Here is a 14,758-nt window from a genome sequence, read left to right as displayed (position 1 = left end):
ATCGGCGGTTAGCCGATCTCCGACGCCGACGCCAGGGCGGCGTCCAGGGTCTCGACCGCGCCCCGGCTCCAAGGGGCGACCGGCACGCCGACCTCCTCGGCGATCAGCTTCGCGCCGATCTTGTCACCGAGCTTGCGCATGGCCTCGGCGCTCGGGCCGACGAAGGTGACACCGACCTTCTCACACAGCTCCGCGAACGCCGGGTCCTCGGCGACGAACCCCCAACCGACCCACGCGGCGTCCGCGCCGGTCTCCACCAGCGCGCGCTCCAGCACCTCCAGGTCGAGGTACGGGCGCGCGGACGCGGGACCGAGGTCATAGGACAGGTCCGCCTCACGAACGAAGGCGGCCGAACGATCGACGTCGGTGTACAGGGCCACGGTCTCGATCCGTGCCCCTGTCTCCGCGGCGAGGTCTCGTACGGCGTGGATGAGCCGCATTGCGGCCTCACCACGGTTGACGATGGCGACACGAGTGAACACCCGATTGCGTCCTTCTGTAGATCGACGATGTGCGCGCCGCCCCCATGGCGGCACTCCGCAGAGTTCATCCTCCCGTCTGCCGACCGGCGGCGCCATGTCGTCGGCGGAGGAGTCTGGGCGGCATCCGTTGTGGGAAACGTCCAAAAGCCGTCGGTCGCGCCCGGCGGCGGCCCGGGGCGGGCCCGCATGGGTGGCGCCCGGCGCAGTGTACGGCCTCCGAACAGCGCGAACACCCCGGTCGCGCGGGTCACCGCAGGTGGGACCACCACCGCGGGAACGGTGGATCCGCGCGCAGGCCCAGCGCACACGCGTCCGGGCGCCGACCGCCCGCGACCGCGTACCGGCCCACGGCGGCGCCCGGTGTCCGGCATGTCACACACGCCCCCGGGCGAACATGGCCCTCGTTTTCCCGAACGATGGCGCTAGCGCGAAGCCCACCCGGAAAGACCGGGAGTGACACACCAGCCACGAAAAGTGATACCCGGAGGAACGGATGGCGCATCTCGTCGTGCTCGGCGTCGCCGACACCAAGACGGCCGAAGAGGCCCTGGACATCGCGTCCGACCTGGCCAAGCAGGAACTGCTGAAGCTGGAGGACGCGGCCTACGTCTACAAGGACGCCAAGGGACGGCCCCGCATCCACCAGACCGTCAACCTCACCGGTGCGGGTGCGCTGGGCGGAGCCTTCTGGGGCATGCTCATCGGACTGCTGTTCCTCAACCCGCTGCTCGGCATGGCCGTCGGCGCCGCCTCGGGCGCGGTCGCGGGCAAACTCAGCGACGTCGGTATCGACGACGACATGATCAAGCGGATCGGCTCCGAGCTCGACCAGGGCCGGGCCGCGGTCTTCCTGCTCGCGCAGTCGGCCACGCGCGACCGGGTGGTCAGCGCGTTCAAGCCCCTGCACCCGACCGTCATCCAGACCAACCTCACCCACGACGACGAGGAGGCGCTCATCCGCGCCCTGAGCGACTGAGCCGCCCACGGGGAGGGCCCGCCTCCTGCCCGTTCCCACCCCGGCGGCCGGTCCGCCCCCGTGCGAGGGCGGACCGGCCGCGCCCCAGGCGGATCCGACGATCCCGCCGCCGCGTGCGACGACGGGGAGGCCGTACTCTTCGTGCGGTGACCGGCCGCGCCCCGGACTGAGCGACCCCGGAGCGGCGTTGCAGGGTGTGGCGAGTCGATCGGACGAGGGAGACGCATGGCGCAGCCGACGGGACCGGGACGAACCGTCATCCTGACCGTGGACGACGATCCGGGCGTGTCGCGTTCCATCGCCCGCGACCTGCGACGCCGCTACGGGGACACGTACCGGGTCGTGCGGGCCGAGTCCGGGGAGACCGCGCTCGACACCCTGCGGGAACTCAAGCTCCGCGGTGACCAGGTGGCGGTGGTCCTGGCCGACTACCGCATGCCGCGGATGAACGGCATCGAGTTCCTCGAGCAGGCCATCGACGTCTATCCGGGTGCGCGACGCGTCCTGCTGACCGCCTACGCGGACACCAACGCGGCCATCGACGCGATCAACCTCGTCGACCTCGACCACTACCTCCTCAAGCCCTGGGATCCCCCCGAGGAGAAGCTCTACCCGGTCCTGGACGACCTCCTGGCGGCCTGGCGGGCACACAGACACCGGACGGTGGCCACCACCAAGGTCGTCGGCCACCGGTGGTCGGCCCGGTCGTCGGACGTGCGGGAGTTCCTGGCCCGCAACCAGGTGCCCTACCGCTGGTACTCGTGTGACGAGCNCCCCCCCCCTGCCACTGGTGATCGCCCCGGACGGGACGGCTCGGGCGCAACCCGGGGACCCCGAACTCGCGTCGCTGGTGGGGCTGGCCACGGCACCGGCGGAGGAGTTCTACGACCTGGTGGTGATCGGCGGCGGCCCGGCAGGGCTCGGCGCGGCCGTCTACGGGGCCTCCGAGGGGCTGCGGACCGTCCTCGTGGAACGCTCCGCCACCGGCGGTCAGGCGGGGCAGAGCTCGCGGATCGAGAACTACCTCGGGTTCCCGGACGGCGTGTCCGGCGGCCAGCTCACGGAACGGGCCCGGCGGCAGGCGGCGAAGTTCGGCGCCGAGATCCTGAGCGCGTGCGAGGTGTCGGGACTGGAGGTGAACGGCGCCTCGCGCACCGTCCGCTTCTCGGACGGCTCAGCGATCTCCGCTCACAGCGTCCTCCTGGCGACCGGGGTGTCCTACCGCCGGTTGACCGCGCCGGGGCTCGACGACCTGACCGGGCGCGGAGTGTTCTACGGGTCGGCGCTCACCGAGGCCCCCTCCTGCCAGGGCCACGACGTGTACGTCGTCGGCGGCGCGAACTCCGCCGGGCAGGCCGCCGTGCACCTGTCCCGGGGCGCGAAGTCGGTGACCCTGGTGGTGCGCGGCCCCTCGCTGGAGGCGTCGATGTCCCACTACCTGATTCAGCAGATCGAGGACACCCCGAACATCGACGTCCGCACGGGCACGGTCGTCGAGGCCGCGCACGGCTCCGACCATCTGGAGCAGCTCACCCTGCGCGACGTGGAGAGCGGTCACACCGAACTCGTCGGCACGCAGTGGCTGTTCGCGTTCATCGGGGCGACCCCGCGCACCGACTGGCTGGACGGCACCGTGGCCAGGGACGAGCGCGGGTTCATCCTGGCCGGGCCGGACCTGGGCGTCGACGGTCGGCCGCCGAACGACTGGGAGCTGGACCGGCCGCCGTACCACCTGGAGACGAGCGTGCCGGGGGTGTTCGTCGCGGGCGACGCGCGCGCGGAGTCCGCCAAGCGGGTCGCCTCCGCCGTCGGCGAGGGCGCCATGGCCGTGATGCTCGTCCACCGCTACCTGGAGCAGTCATGAGCGGGCGGCCGACACGCTGCGACGAGGAGGAGCTGCGCACGCTCTTCCTGTTCGAGGAACTGGACGACGAACAACTGGCGCGGCTGTGCCGTGAGGGCCGTGTGGAGGAGTTCGGGCCCGGACCCGTCTACCGCGAAGGCGACCCGGCCACCTGTTTCTACGTACTCCTGGAGGGCCGGGTGGTGATGTCGCGCCGGGTCGGCGGTGACGACGTGGAGACCATCCGCACCTCGCACCGGGGGGCCTACGCCGGCGCCATGCAGGCCTACCTGAGCGGCGCCGAGGACCAGCGCTACCGGGGCTCCCTCCGCGTCACGGAGCCCTCCCGGTTCTTCGTCCTGCCCGCCGAGACCTTCGCCTCGATCATGCGGGACTGGTTCCCGATGGCCGTCCACCTGCTGGAGGGGATGTTCTTCGGCACCCAGAACTCCCAGCGGACGATCGACCAGCGTGAGCGGCTCCTGGCGCTCGGCTCCCTGTCCGCGGGGCTGACCCACGAGCTCAACAACCCCGCGGCCGCCGCCGTGCGGGCCACGTCGTCGCTGCGCGAACGGGTGGCCGGGATGCGGCACAAGCTCGGGGTCATAGCGGCGGGCCCGTACACGCGCCGGACCCTGGAGACGCTCGTCGCCATCCAGGAGCGCACCGCGGAGCAGGTGTCGAAGGCCGAGCCGCTGAGCGCGCTGGAGGCCGCCGACCGGGAGGACGAGCTCGCCGACTGGCTCGACGAGCGCGGAATCGCGGGCGGCTGGGACCTCGCGCCGACGTTCGTCCAGGCCGGACTGGACACCGACTGGCTGGACCGGGTGGCGGAGGCCGTGGACGAGCAGACCCTCGAGGGGGCCGTCCGGTGGCTGGAGTACACGGTGGAGACCGAGCTGCTCATGAACGAGATCGAGGACTCCACCGCCCGCATCTCGCACCTCGTGGACACGGCCAGGCAGTACTCGCAACTCGACCGCGCCCCCTTCCAGGTCACCGACGTGCACGACCTGCTGGACAGCACGCTCGTGATGCTCTCCAAGAAGATCGGGGCCGGGGTCCGGGTCGTCAAGGAGTACGACCGGACGCTGCCGAGGGTCCCCGCCTATCCGGGCGAGCTGAACCAGGTGTGGACCAACCTCGTCGACAACGCCGTCTCGGCGATGGGCGGCGAGGGAACGCTGACCGTGCGCACGGCCCGGGACGGGGACCACCTGCTGGTGGAGTTCGGGGACACCGGGACCGGTGTGGACTCCGAGATCCGCGACCGCATCTTCGTGCCCTTCTTCACCACCAAGCCGGTGGGCGAGGGAACCGGGCTCGGCCTCGACATCTCCTGGCGGATCGTGGTGAACAAGCACCACGGGAGCCTCCNGCTGCCGATGACCGCCCCGACAGCGGAGGAGGCCGCCGAACCCGCGGATTAAAAGTCCGCCGGTCGGCTTCCACCGGCCTCTATGGGCCGCTACGCCTTCACCGCGCTCAACCGGTGGAGCGCCGTGGAGACCATGAGAGCCCCGTCGACCGCAACCCGAAACGCAACCCGGGCGCGGCGGAGCGTCCGGGCGGTGACGGTTCACTCCGAAAACAAGAAAGCTCCCGCCCTCCCACGAGGTGGGAGAGCGGGAGCCTAGCGTCGTCGTCAGAGTCCGCGCCGCACTTCCAGTCGGCGTTGCGCCCACGCGGCCAGGGCCATGAGCGCGCCTGTCCCGGCCGCCGTCGCGACGGTGGTCAGCGACAGGCCGTCGGACCCGACCAGCTCCGCGACCGCCGTCGCGGCACCGACCAGGGCGGTCACGGCCGCGGCCTGGGCCAGGGTGCGCCACCCGCGACTGCGGGCGTCGGCGCGATCCGCCGAGGGGGTTCCGGGGACCGGGGTAGGTGATTCGTGGACCATCAGCCCTCCACCGTCAGCTCACCCGTCACCCGCACCGTCTCGGGCAGAGTCTCGCCACCGCCGCTCGTCGTGCCGCCGTCCGCGAGCATGCGCTTGATGACGGCGGCGTCGATCTGGTCCTTCCCGTGCGCGCTGACCCGGTCGCCGTAGCCTTCCAGGGCCTTGGACCCGACGTAGGCGCGGGTCTGGCGGACGGCTTCGGCGGTCGCGGGTCCGTAATCGCCGTCGGCACCGGACTCGCCGAGGGCCGCGCCGAAGCCGGCGCGAGTGACCTTGAGCTGAAGGAGTTTCACCGCTTCGCCCGTGTCGCCGAGCTTGAGTCCGAGCATGTCATCGTCTCCATCCGTCGTGGGGGTGTCGCTACCGGGCTGTTGGGCGAACGTGCCGTCCTGCACGAGCGCGTAGGCGTCGTCTCCAGGGCACGAGGTGGCGTTGAGGTCTCGGTGCCCGAACACCGTGCCGGAGACCGAGGTGTCGGGTTCCATGAGCCATGCGCGGAGCTCACGGACGGCCTCGATCTGGACGTCCGTGATCCGGTCCGTGGGACCGGCCGCCAGGGTCACGGAGTAATGGGTGTCGTTCGCGCCGCGCTGGGCGGCCTGCTCGCGGTAGAGGCCGCGGCCTTCGATCACGTAGCCGTGAGCACAGGCCATGAAGCTGTATCCGACATCGGCCCAACCCCGGTCAGGACCCGTGTGGAAGTCCCGGGTGGCCTGCCAGTAGTCCAGGCACGCCGCGTGGTCCTGGTCGGCGAGGTGCTGGTCGACGCCGTCGTAGTGGACCACCAGCCCGGATGTGGGGTCCGCCGGGTCGGCCGGACTCGTCTCCGACCAACCGAGATCGGTCCGGGTGACGTAGAGGGGTGGTTGGGGCACGTCTGCCTCCAGACATGACGAAGCCCCCGTGGGTGACGGGGGCGGTGGGTGCGTTCGGGTGTGTCAGGTGAGGGCCGCGACGGCCACGGCGGTCACGGCGCCGACGACGATGCCGATCCCCGTCACCACGACGGCGGTGACCGCGATCGTGCGGGTGGCGCGGGTGTCCATGTCCTCCCGGGTGACCGTGACCCGCTCGACGTCGTCCAGGCGGGCGTCCAGTTCCTCCAGGCGCCGGGCGTGCTCGTCGGTGCGGGCGGCCTGGTGTTCCAGGCGTTGGAGGATGACGTCCAGGCGTCCGGACACCTGCGCGAGGCCGACCTCTATCGTCCGGCGCAGGCCCTCCAGCGAGTCGTCGGGCATCAGCCGACCCGCTGTGCCTTGAGGTAGGACTGGTCGAACAATTCCGTCGCGGACGTGTGCGCGTTGATCTGCGCCCACAGCAGGGTGAGTGTTCCGGGGCCCTGGAGGATCATGTCCTCCCACGCCTGCGACCGGTACCCGCTGGGGTCGCGGTTGCCGTACCCGGCCTCAGTCTCCATGTTGTGCACCGAGGAACGCATGGTGGTGTCGGAGCGGTTCGTGGAAGACGAGGCGGGCCCGGTCGCACGGCGAATGGACACGGTGGTCATGGTCGTGTGCCAGGCCACGCGGATCCCTCCCGATCCCTCGGTACCGGCGAAGTCGATGAACGCGTGGATGTCCCACACACCCTCGCCGAGGGTGAGGGTCAGGTGGGCGTCGGGAGCGACCGTGCTGGTGTTGGTGCGGTTCTCGGTCGCGCTCTTGTACACGAGGATCGGGTTGTGCTCATTGAGGCGCTCGGCTGTCACTCGCATGCCCGCGAGCCATGGAAAGGGCATGGCGGCGCCTCCTTTCTGGTCAGAGTGCGGTGGTCATGGGTTGGGCGAGGCGCACGTCCACTCCGGGCTGGTGCGGTTTGGTGATGCCGTTGACCCCTCGGGAGACCTCCAGGGTCTGCGGCGCCGAGAATCCGTCGCCGACGATGGACGCCACCCGCATCACCTCGGCGCCGTCCACGACGACGTCGAAGGGGAAGTCGTCCGGATACTCGGCGCTGGTGATCCACGGAGGACCGGATCCCGTGTCGACGGAGAGCGTCGTCTCGGTGTCGTCGATGGCGAGGGCGAGCGCCGAACCCGCGGTGTCCGCGCGGTCCGGCGCGGCCGCGGATCCAACAGCGGCACCGTCGGCGGCCTCACCGACGATCCACGGTTCGCCGCTGCTGGCGTTGAACGTCACATCCCACCGGTACAGGTTCAACCGTTCCTCGTAGCCCTGGATCAGCAGCTCGATCGGCCTCGGCGGCAACCACGGCGGCGGATTGAGGACCTGAAGGCTGTCCCCGCAGTCCCGGGTGGCGATGGTGCCCGCCAGCTCCGGTGAACCCGCCAGGTTGACGTGCACCACGGGGTAACGGGCGTCGTCGTGTGTACCGAGGTGGGCTCGCCAACCGGCCTGAGAGGCCAACTGTCCCTCGTCGGCGACGTTGAGTTCGTCGCTGGCCTTGTACCTGCCGACGCTTTCCACGCCCAGGGGGCCGTCGGTGACCGTGAGGCGGTACTCGCCACCGGCACCGGAGACGGTGATGTCGTTGGCGACGTGGAGGTCGTCCTCGACCGGCTCGAACGGCGGACTGATGTGACCCGCGGCGTAGTCCACCGCCACACCGGCCGACTCGGTGACCCCCGCCGTCCCCGACACCTCCACGGTGGTGTCGGCGAGCACCGTGGTGTCCTTGGACATCCGGGTCTCGTCGGATACCTCTACCGTCGCGGACGCGGAGACGGTCACCTCCTTGGTGACCTGCGCGGAGCCGACCACACCGACGTTGGCGACGGCGGTCACCACGTTGAAGTCCGGGGTGACGGTGGCGTCACCGGACGCCTCCAGGGTGGTGGCAGCCGAGGTCAGGGGCGTGTCAGCGGAGCCGATCGCGGCTCCGTCGGACACGGCCAGGTGCGATATGTGGGTGGAGGGGGGAAGGGGATCCCCCTGGATCTCGGCGACGACCAGGTCGAGCGCCGCGGCCGTCTCCGGGCCTATCTCACCATCGACCGGAACGAGGCCGAACTCGGTCTGGAACCGTTCGACGGCGGTCACCGTCTCCTGCCCGTAGTCGCCGTCGTCTTGGTAGACGGGGAGCTCGTCGGGGTCCCAGACCAGGATCTGCTGCTGGCGATCCTGGACCGGTGTACCGGGCAAGTCGGCGTCATTGTCGCCCGGCTGGAGGAGCACGCCGCGCCGGTAACGGTACGCCGTCAGCTCGGCCGTGACGCTTCCCTGCAGTCCCGTGCCGGACCACGTCGCGACGCGCGCCCCGGTCGCGGCGTGCCCCGGGTAGACGCGGACGACGGTGTCGGTGCCGTCCGAGGTGGCCTCGATGCGGAGCCACTGGCTGAGCGACACGGCTGAACCGGTCTGTGCCGGGACCAGAGGGGCCTGGGCGAGCCCGTCCGCCTGCAAGCGCAGACCCACGTTGCCGCCCGAGGTCTCGTGCAGGACCAGGCCGTAGCCCCCGAAGCGGGCGACCCAGCGCACCTCGTCAGCGCCGAATCCGGCGGCCTGGAGCGCGGGCGGGTACACGTACCAGCGCATGTGCCACGGGGCCGGCGGGAGCGCCACTTCCACACGCGGTGTGGAGTTGGCGCGATGGTGCCCTGTGGCGATGTCGATCGTGCCGAGTCCGTGCAGGGTACGGCTCGCCGAGTAGACCGACCGCTCCGGGGCGACCAACGCGGCCGTCCCCGTCCTGGCCGTGGCCGCCAGTGACGCGGCCGTCGGTGCGGTGCCGCCCGGGCCGGAGAGAGAGTTGTCGACGGTGACAGCCACGCCGACCCCCTCAGGGCTGGTTGGTCAGGTTGATCGTGGCCGGGTCGACACGGGCCACACCCGCCGATTCGAAGACTTCGTCCGTCGACGTCTTGAGGGCTCCGAGCCAGGTGGACGCGGCGTCCCACAGCCCGACCCACCGCACCGTGGTCCCGGCGGGAACGTTGAACGCGATCTCCTGCGCGACGGAGGCCGAACCAGAGGACGCCGCCGCCCAGGCGATCGACTGCCGCGCGTAGGACCCGCCGGTCACTTCGTCGGAACCGGCGGTCGGTTCCGCGGTCGAGGTGTGCAGGGAGGCGGTCACCGCCTCACCGACACCCCCTCCGTCGAGCAGCCGGTTGCGAAAGTCCGCCGCGAGGGCCATGTGTGTCTCCTATTCACTCAACTGCGCGCCGCGGTTGTACATGGACCGCAGCGTCCGATAAGCCAAACCGAACTGGTCGCGGGCCTCGTAGAGGATTCCTCCGTCCACGGCCGCCGCCTCGCGGATGAGCGAGACCGCGTCGTCGGGGTACTGGGGGCCGACCGCGACGGTGTCGGCGACGTCTCCGACCACGGTCATCGGAAGTCCTTCCTCGTCGGCCAACCGCAGGATCCGTTCGGCGGCCGGTTCCCCGGCGTGGCCGCGGAGGGCCGCGGTGGCGGCTGCGGCGTCGGGGGCGTTGGGGCCCCACACGGCGACGTGGCCGAGGCGGATGTGGTCGGACACACCGTCATCGGCCCACCACCAGTGGTAACCCCAGGAAGAGACCACACCCGGGTGCACAGGTCTGGTCCCCCCTATCACTTCGACGCCGTCGACGATCACCGCGTACCTCGAACCGGAACCTTCACGAGTAACCGACAACCGGACGTGATGAGCCGAACCGTCCACGAGCCCGGTGGCCTCCACTGTTCCCAGGAGCGCGCTCGAAGAGGACTGCTCCTCCACCGTGTACTGGACGGAAAGATTCAGCTCACGGGGGTTCACAGTCGGATCCTCACCCAGAAACCACGTCTCGGTGGCGCCACTTGGCGTGCGAGTCGTGATGGCTATGGCGTCTTGTCCACCACGACCAGCGCGTATCTGGTCCACCACCCAAGTGGCCGAGCGTCCTGGTACCGCTCCGGTAGCGATGCCCCGAGTTCCAACGGTCGCCACCATGCGGTCCATCCACTCCCCTGGCGGGTCCTGTTCCCAGTCAGGGGGCGTGGCTACCGCCGTGAAGGTGGTGGTGTCCCAGAGGGCCCAACGAATGGCGGAACCACCCGGCACCGCCGAAGCGCCCCGGGCCCCGGCCGCCTCCGCGTCGTCCAGAACCCAATACGCGACCGGGTCGTACCGCTCGTACAGCCGGCGCAGGGCCGTCTGCAACGGGGCGCCCTGCTGTTCGAGCCGGCGCAGGATTCCGGCGGCCTCGATGGGAACCCACACGTCCGTGTCCGAGACGTCCCACCGGGGCGGCCAGCTCGCGACCTCCCCGTGGAACCGCCACACGAGACCGTTCGGGGTGTTCACACCGACGCGGATGGGGGTGTTGCGTCCGATCCGCCGGTAGTACGGCGATCGGGGGTTCCTCGGCGAGTACTTGCCCTGCCGGTTGTTGAGGACGAGGCTGCACTTCCCGGGGTCGACCTCATCGCCTTCGTCGGGTCGGCCTCGCACGATCGCGATGTCCTCACGGGTGTAGACGTCCCGGGTGATGTCCACCCACGTCCCGTCGACCCGCAGCTCTACGACCAAAGACAGCGGCAGCAGCGCCACGACTCACCTCCCTCGCATGTCGAGACCGCCCTGGCGGACCATGCGCCGGATCATTCGCTTCATGTCCTCGTCGGCACCGGTGACGTCGATCACCACACCGGACTGCTGGCCACCGGAGTGGCGCATGGTCGTGTCGATGTTGGACGGGATCTCGCGGGTGACCCCTCGCAGGGTGGAGCGCAACCCGGGCAGACCGCCCTCCACACCGCGCTCGAGTCCGGACATCAGCGCCGCACCCGACGGCTCCAGCAGCTTCATGTCGACCCGCATCGGGCCCTTCCAGTCCGGGATCATGCCGGTCACCGAGCTGAACTTGTCCCGGAGGGAGCCGATCATCCGGGACACACCGTCGATGAGTCCCTGGATGATGTTGCGACCCGCGCGGAGCAGGATGTTCTTGGCGTTGGAGAAGACCGACTTGATCTTTCCGGGGATGCCGCGCACGGTCGAGACCACCCGGGCGATCGTGGCGCGCACACGGTTGTGCAGTCCGACGACCGCGGCGACGGCCATGGCCTTCGCTGTGTTGAAGCCGTTGGTGATGAACGCCTTGACCTTGGCGACCCCGCCGGAGATGAAGCCGACGAGACCGTTCCACAGGGCGCTGATCTTGTCCTTGATCCACTGCCAGGCGGCGGCGGAGAACGCCTTGATCTGGTCCCAGTGGGAGATGATGATGCCCACCGGGTGGTAGGTCATGAACAGCCCCACGATCCAGTTCCACGCCGCGGAGATCGCGTTCTTGATCCACTCCCAGGCCGCGGTCAGACCGGCGAGGATCGAATTCCACACCCCGGTCAGCCACTCCATCACCGCGTTCCAGACGGCGATCGTGACCTGCTTGATCCACTCCCACGCGGCGGTGATCGCGGCGACGATCTGGTCCCAGTAGATGATGATCAGCGCGACCAGACCGATCACCGCGGCGATGATCCAGCCGATGGGCCCCATGCCCATGATCCAGCCCGCGAGCATCTTGCCGCCCATGATCAGGGCCTGCACGCCGAGCTTGCCCAGCGTCTTGCCGAGTGTGACCAGCGGACCGCCGATGGTCTTCAGGGCGGGTGCCATGGTCTGGACGACGCCGACGAGACCGGACAGCTTGCCCGCCACGGGTCCGAGCACGATCGACCAGGCGAGCATCTGCGTCACGGTCGACTGCACGGGACCGGGAAGACTGGTGAAGGCCGCGGCGATCGTGCCGATCACCGCTCCGACCCCGGGCAGGATCGCGAGCAGGTCCGTCGCGATCTGGTTGAGCGTTCCGAAGATCTCGCCGAGCTGCTCCTGCCCCTCGGCGGAGTTCACCCACGTGGCGAACCGCGCGGTCAGATCCTCGATCGTGGTCAGCAGATCGGACCCCGGACCCGAGGCGGCGCCGAAGACCCCCGCGAGGATGGAGCCGATGTTGCCCGCGATCGAGCCGAGCTGGGCGAGGACGTCGCCCGCCCGCTGCACGATGTCGGAGAGCTTGGCGGCGCCGCTCTCGGAGGTCAGGAACGCCGCCGCGCTCTCCAACGCTCCAGCGGCCCACTCGTTGAACCGCTCGATCAGCGGCAGGCCCGCCACGGCCAGCTGGGCCAGCACGGTCATCAGCGGTGAGACGACACCGGAGAACGACGAGGTCGCCTTGGCGGTGCCGTCGAAGATGGCGGCCAGCTGCCCCTGGAAGAGGGGTGTGCTCATCGTCCGCATCGCCTCGGCGCCCAGGCTGTTGAGTGCTGAGGCGACCGCGGTCATGCCCGTTTCGAGCGTGGGCATGGCGCCGGTGGCCAGGGCCGAGAGCTCCTCCCCCAGACCGGCGAACAGCTTCTGCTGCACCGCCGTCTGGATCGGGGCGAACTGCTCCCGGACCCCGGCGAAGGAACGGACGAACGACTGGGCGCTGGGAGCCAGCCCGGACAGGGCCTCCTCCAGCTCCTGAGCGGTGCCGCCGGTGGCGGACATCGCCTCGCTCACCCCGGACAGCCCCGTGGCGAGGGTGGCCATGCCGGCGCCGGCGACCAGGGCCGCGGCGGGCAGGGCCAGCACCGCCCCGGACGCGGGACCGGCGGCGGCGCCCAACGAGGTGATCGCGGAGGTGGCGGTGGTGATCGCCGACACCTTCCCGATGTCGCCGAGCCGGTCGAATTTCTTGGTGAGGTCGTCCAGGCCGCGCACGGCCTTGCCTACGCCCTTGTCGAACTTCTTGCTGTCCAATCCCAGCTTGACGAGCAGGGATGCGACGGTCGCCACGCGGGATCACCTCCCGCCCGGCTCGGTTAGTCGGTCTCGGTGCCGCCCATCGCGGCGTTGGCCTGCCGGATCGCCGACCACATCTGTTCGTCCGACTGGTAGTCGTCCCAGGTCGGCAACAGTTTCTCCGGGTCGACGGGCTTGGCGCCCTTCTTACGGTTGACGTTGTAGACGGCCGCGGCGACGATGGCGGCCTGGATGTCGCCGCGGCGCGCGCCGAGCGGTCCGGCGCGGCGCTCGTAGACCGCCCACTCGGTCAGCTCGCGTGAGCTCGTCCGGGCGAGCAGCTCGGCGACGGGCATGCCGAGGTGGCCGGCCAAACGGAAGTAGAACTCCCGCTCTGGCCGGCGCCTCATTCCCCCAGCAGTTCGTCCACGTCGTCGTCGGTCAGCCCGGACAGGCGCTGGCACGCCTCGAACACCCGGTTCAGGACGGCGGCGTTCTTCTGCCCCAGTGCGGCGACGTCCGAGGTGCTGAACACGGTGTTGCCCTCGGCGTCGACGATGCACTTGGCGACGAACTTCGCGCGCACGTTGTCGAGCTTGAGCCGCTTGGTGTTCCCGGCGATCTCGGCCTCGAACCGGTCGCGCTCGGTGCCGGTCAGGGCGCGGATGCGCACGGTGCCGCCCCACTCGGGGACGTCGACGGTCGAGTAGGCGAGGTCGTCGGCGCCGAGGATCGCGTCGCGGCCGAGGAACTCCGTCTTCTGGCTGGTGGTCATCTGTGCGTCGTCCTTATCGATCGGGCTACGGGGCGGGGGTGATGGTGGGCTCGCCGGACACCTGCCAGGTCAGGGTCGCGGCCATCTGCCCGTCGATGGGCATCTCGCGCTCGAACCCGGTCAGCAGCGCCGCGAAGGCCCAGACCTCACCGGCAGGCGACTGCATCTCGTAGTTGACGGGGTCGGGGTTCTTGAAGTCGCCGTAGATGACGTCGTGCTTGTCCGGGTCGTAGTGGACCTCGACGGACACCTCGCCGCCGTCGATCAGGCCGCCGATGAACTCGCGGAAGTTCGACGGGGAGTCGTGCGCCGTGACGTCGTAGGTCTCGCGCTCGCTGTTGGGGCCGGAGAACGTGCCGACGTTGCCGATGGGGGTGAACAGCTCCCCGGTGCCGCCGGGGTCGCCGTCGCCCCGTCGGAGCTCGGTACCGAAACCGTCGCGTCCTGCCATGTCATCTCTCCTTGTTCAGCCACACCCGGTACCGGACCGGGCAGTGTCGGATGGTGGGGTCGGGGTCGCGCAGCATCCGGTGGTGCTCGCGGAAGATCGCGACCAGTTCGAAGCCGTCAACGGTGAGCGGCCGCCGGTCGAGCAGCCGGTCCAGGTGGGCGAGGATGCGGCCGATCTCGCCGTAGCCGCGGTACTTCGACCAGATGTGCAGCACGAACGCGACGGTCAGGCCCTGGTTGTCGTGGCTGTCGTCGGGTTCCTCGACGACCTCGCCGATCAGGACGTGCGGGTAGGTCGCCGCTTCGGGGACCTCGTCGTGGACGCCGGTGATCGCGGTCAGCTCCGTGTCACCGGCGAGCCGCTGGTAGATGGCCTGCTGCAGGGGCCACGCCGCGGACGCCATCAGCCGGCCCGCTTCGCGACGCCGTCCGCGACCCAGCCGCGGACCTTGCGGTTCGCCCGTTGGACGTTGGGATACATGAACGGCTGCGCGGACATCTTCGACGTGCCGTACTCGACGTACTGGCCGTAGTACTCGTCGTCGGACCAGATGCCGACCCGCGCGTCGGTCGTCGCCCCGGAGCCCTCGACGCGTATCTCCAGCGCGCGGGCGAGGTCGCCGGAGTCGACCGGAACGTCGGCCACCGCGCCCTTGTACACGTCCTCGGCCCACGT

Annotated in this window: 16 protein-coding genes and 2 pseudogenes; 4 read left to right on the top strand and 14 right to left on the bottom strand. The window is 70.1% G+C overall.

The genetic code is table 11. The features are described from left to right. Positions 1-11 precede the first annotated feature (11 nt). Positions 12-482: pseudogene (locus D471_RS0127865) on the bottom strand (biotin carboxylase N-terminal domain-containing protein); the annotation flags it as partial. Positions 483-975: 493 nt separating this feature from the next. On the opposite strand from D471_RS0127865, the gene D471_RS0127860 reads away from it, so the two are divergent. The 4 genes and pseudogenes from D471_RS0127860 (at position 976) to D471_RS36610 (ending at position 4,731) form a co-directional block, all read left to right on the top strand. Next, a complete protein-coding gene (locus tag D471_RS0127860) occupies positions 976-1,458 on the top strand; it encodes a DUF1269 domain-containing protein (RefSeq protein ID WP_017601664.1) in 483 nt (160 codons plus the stop codon). A 225-nt stretch (positions 1,459-1,683) separates the two neighbouring features. Continuing rightward, positions 1,684-1,995: pseudogene (locus tag D471_RS42150) on the top strand (response regulator); the annotation flags it as partial. Between the two features lie 253 nt (positions 1,996-2,248). Next, positions 2,249-3,322 carry an NAD(P)/FAD-dependent oxidoreductase gene (locus D471_RS36615; protein WP_017601663.1) on the top strand — a complete coding sequence of 358 codons (1,074 nt, stop codon included), beginning with the start codon at positions 2,249-2,251 and terminating at the stop codon, positions 3,320-3,322. Then, positions 3,319-4,731 carry an ATP-binding protein gene (locus D471_RS36610; protein WP_017601662.1) on the top strand — a complete coding sequence of 471 codons (1,413 nt, stop codon included), beginning with the start codon at positions 3,319-3,321 and terminating at the stop codon, positions 4,729-4,731. The genes D471_RS36615 and D471_RS36610 overlap by 4 nt, the downstream gene beginning before the upstream one ends. A 215-nt stretch (positions 4,732-4,946) precedes the next feature. Here D471_RS36610 and D471_RS0127845 read toward each other — a convergent pair whose 3' ends face one another. The 13 genes from D471_RS0127845 to D471_RS40505 form a co-directional block, all read right to left on the bottom strand. Then, positions 4,947-5,201 (bottom strand): hypothetical protein, encoded by a 255-nt coding sequence (locus D471_RS0127845; protein WP_017601661.1) that lies wholly within the window; start codon positions 5,199-5,201, stop codon positions 4,947-4,949. Beyond that, positions 5,201-6,076 carry a peptidoglycan recognition protein family protein gene (locus D471_RS0127840; protein WP_017601660.1) on the bottom strand — a complete coding sequence of 292 codons (876 nt, stop codon included), beginning with the start codon at positions 6,074-6,076 and terminating at the stop codon, positions 5,201-5,203. The genes D471_RS0127845 and D471_RS0127840 overlap by 1 nt, the downstream gene beginning before the upstream one ends. A 63-nt stretch (positions 6,077-6,139) precedes the next feature. After that, positions 6,140-6,439 carry a hypothetical protein gene (locus D471_RS0127835; protein ID WP_017601659.1) on the bottom strand — a complete coding sequence of 100 codons (300 nt, stop codon included), beginning with the start codon at positions 6,437-6,439 and terminating at the stop codon, positions 6,140-6,142. After that, entirely contained in the window at positions 6,439-6,939 is a 501-nt protein-coding gene (locus D471_RS0127830) for a hypothetical protein (protein ID WP_152486476.1), read from the bottom strand. Before D471_RS0127830 ends, D471_RS0127835 begins: the two co-directional genes overlap by 1 nt. 19 nt (positions 6,940-6,958) lie before the next feature. Continuing rightward, positions 6,959-8,929: a peptidoglycan-binding domain-containing protein gene (locus D471_RS41420; protein WP_017601657.1), complete on the bottom strand. Its 1,971-nt coding sequence runs from the start codon at positions 8,927-8,929 to the stop codon at positions 6,959-6,961. A gap of 10 nt (positions 8,930-8,939) precedes the next feature. After that, positions 8,940-9,296 (bottom strand): phage tail fiber protein, encoded by a 357-nt coding sequence (locus tag D471_RS0127820; protein WP_017601656.1) that lies wholly within the window; start codon positions 9,294-9,296, stop codon positions 8,940-8,942. 9 nt (positions 9,297-9,305) lie between these two features. Continuing rightward, a complete protein-coding gene (locus D471_RS0127815) occupies positions 9,306-10,676 on the bottom strand; it encodes a hypothetical protein (RefSeq protein WP_017601655.1) in 1,371 nt (456 codons plus the stop codon). A 3-nt stretch (positions 10,677-10,679) separates the two neighbouring features. Next, positions 10,680-12,911, bottom strand: a complete 2,232-nt coding sequence (locus tag D471_RS0127810) for a phage tail protein (RefSeq protein ID WP_017601654.1) — start codon at positions 12,909-12,911, stop codon at positions 10,680-10,682. 26 nt (positions 12,912-12,937) lie between these two features. After that, positions 12,938-13,267, bottom strand: coding sequence for a phage tail assembly protein T (locus D471_RS36605; protein ID WP_017601653.1), 330 nt, complete (start codon positions 13,265-13,267; stop codon positions 12,938-12,940). Next, a complete protein-coding gene (locus tag D471_RS0127800) occupies positions 13,264-13,632 on the bottom strand; it encodes a hypothetical protein (RefSeq protein WP_017601652.1) in 369 nt (122 codons plus the stop codon). The genes D471_RS36605 and D471_RS0127800 overlap by 4 nt, the downstream gene beginning before the upstream one ends. Positions 13,633-13,657: 25 nt before the next feature. Continuing rightward, positions 13,658-14,083 carry a phage tail tube protein gene (locus tag D471_RS0127795; RefSeq protein WP_017601651.1) on the bottom strand — a complete coding sequence of 142 codons (426 nt, stop codon included), beginning with the start codon at positions 14,081-14,083 and terminating at the stop codon, positions 13,658-13,660. Between the two features lies 1 nt (position 14,084). Further along, entirely contained in the window at positions 14,085-14,486 is a 402-nt protein-coding gene (locus D471_RS0127790) for a DUF3168 domain-containing protein (RefSeq protein WP_017601650.1), read from the bottom strand. Then, positions 14,486-14,758, bottom strand: a 273-nt coding sequence (locus D471_RS40505) for an HK97 gp10 family phage protein (RefSeq protein ID WP_017601649.1), incomplete at its 5' end; no start/stop codon positions are given. The genes D471_RS40505 and D471_RS0127790, both read right to left, overlap by 1 nt.

This window comes from Nocardiopsis lucentensis DSM 44048 (genome assembly GCF_000341125.1).
Lineage (GTDB): Bacteria > Actinomycetota > Actinomycetes > Streptosporangiales > Streptosporangiaceae > Nocardiopsis > Nocardiopsis lucentensis.
This window is presented reverse-complemented; position numbering and strand designations above follow the sequence as displayed.

Excerpts from the sequence above, each read along its gene's own strand:
- D471_RS36605 (WP_017601653.1), bottom strand. The coding sequence starts at position 13,267 with ATGAGGCGCCGGCCAGAGCGGGAGTTCTACTTCCGTTTGGCCGGCCAC.
- D471_RS0127790 (WP_017601650.1), bottom strand. The coding sequence starts at position 14,486 with ATGGCGTCCGCGGCGTGGCCCCTGCAGCAGGCCATCTACCAGCGGCTC.
- D471_RS0127795 (WP_017601651.1), bottom strand. The coding sequence starts at position 14,083 with ATGGCAGGACGCGACGGTTTCGGTACCGAGCTCCGACGGGGCGACGGC.
- D471_RS0127800 (WP_017601652.1), bottom strand. The coding sequence starts at position 13,632 with ATGACCACCAGCCAGAAGACGGAGTTCCTCGGCCGCGACGCGATCCTC.
- D471_RS0127820 (WP_017601656.1), bottom strand. The coding sequence starts at position 9,296 with ATGGCCCTCGCGGCGGACTTTCGCAACCGGCTGCTCGACGGAGGGGGT.
- D471_RS0127860 (WP_017601664.1), top strand. The coding sequence starts at position 976 with ATGGCGCATCTCGTCGTGCTCGGCGTCGCCGACACCAAGACGGCCGAA.
- D471_RS0127845 (WP_017601661.1), bottom strand. The coding sequence starts at position 5,201 with ATGGTCCACGAATCACCTACCCCGGTCCCCGGAACCCCCTCGGCGGAT.
- D471_RS0127830 (WP_152486476.1), bottom strand. The coding sequence starts at position 6,939 with ATGCCCTTTCCATGGCTCGCGGGCATGCGAGTGACAGCCGAGCGCCTC.
- D471_RS0127835 (WP_017601659.1), bottom strand. The coding sequence starts at position 6,439 with ATGCCCGACGACTCGCTGGAGGGCCTGCGCCGGACGATAGAGGTCGGC.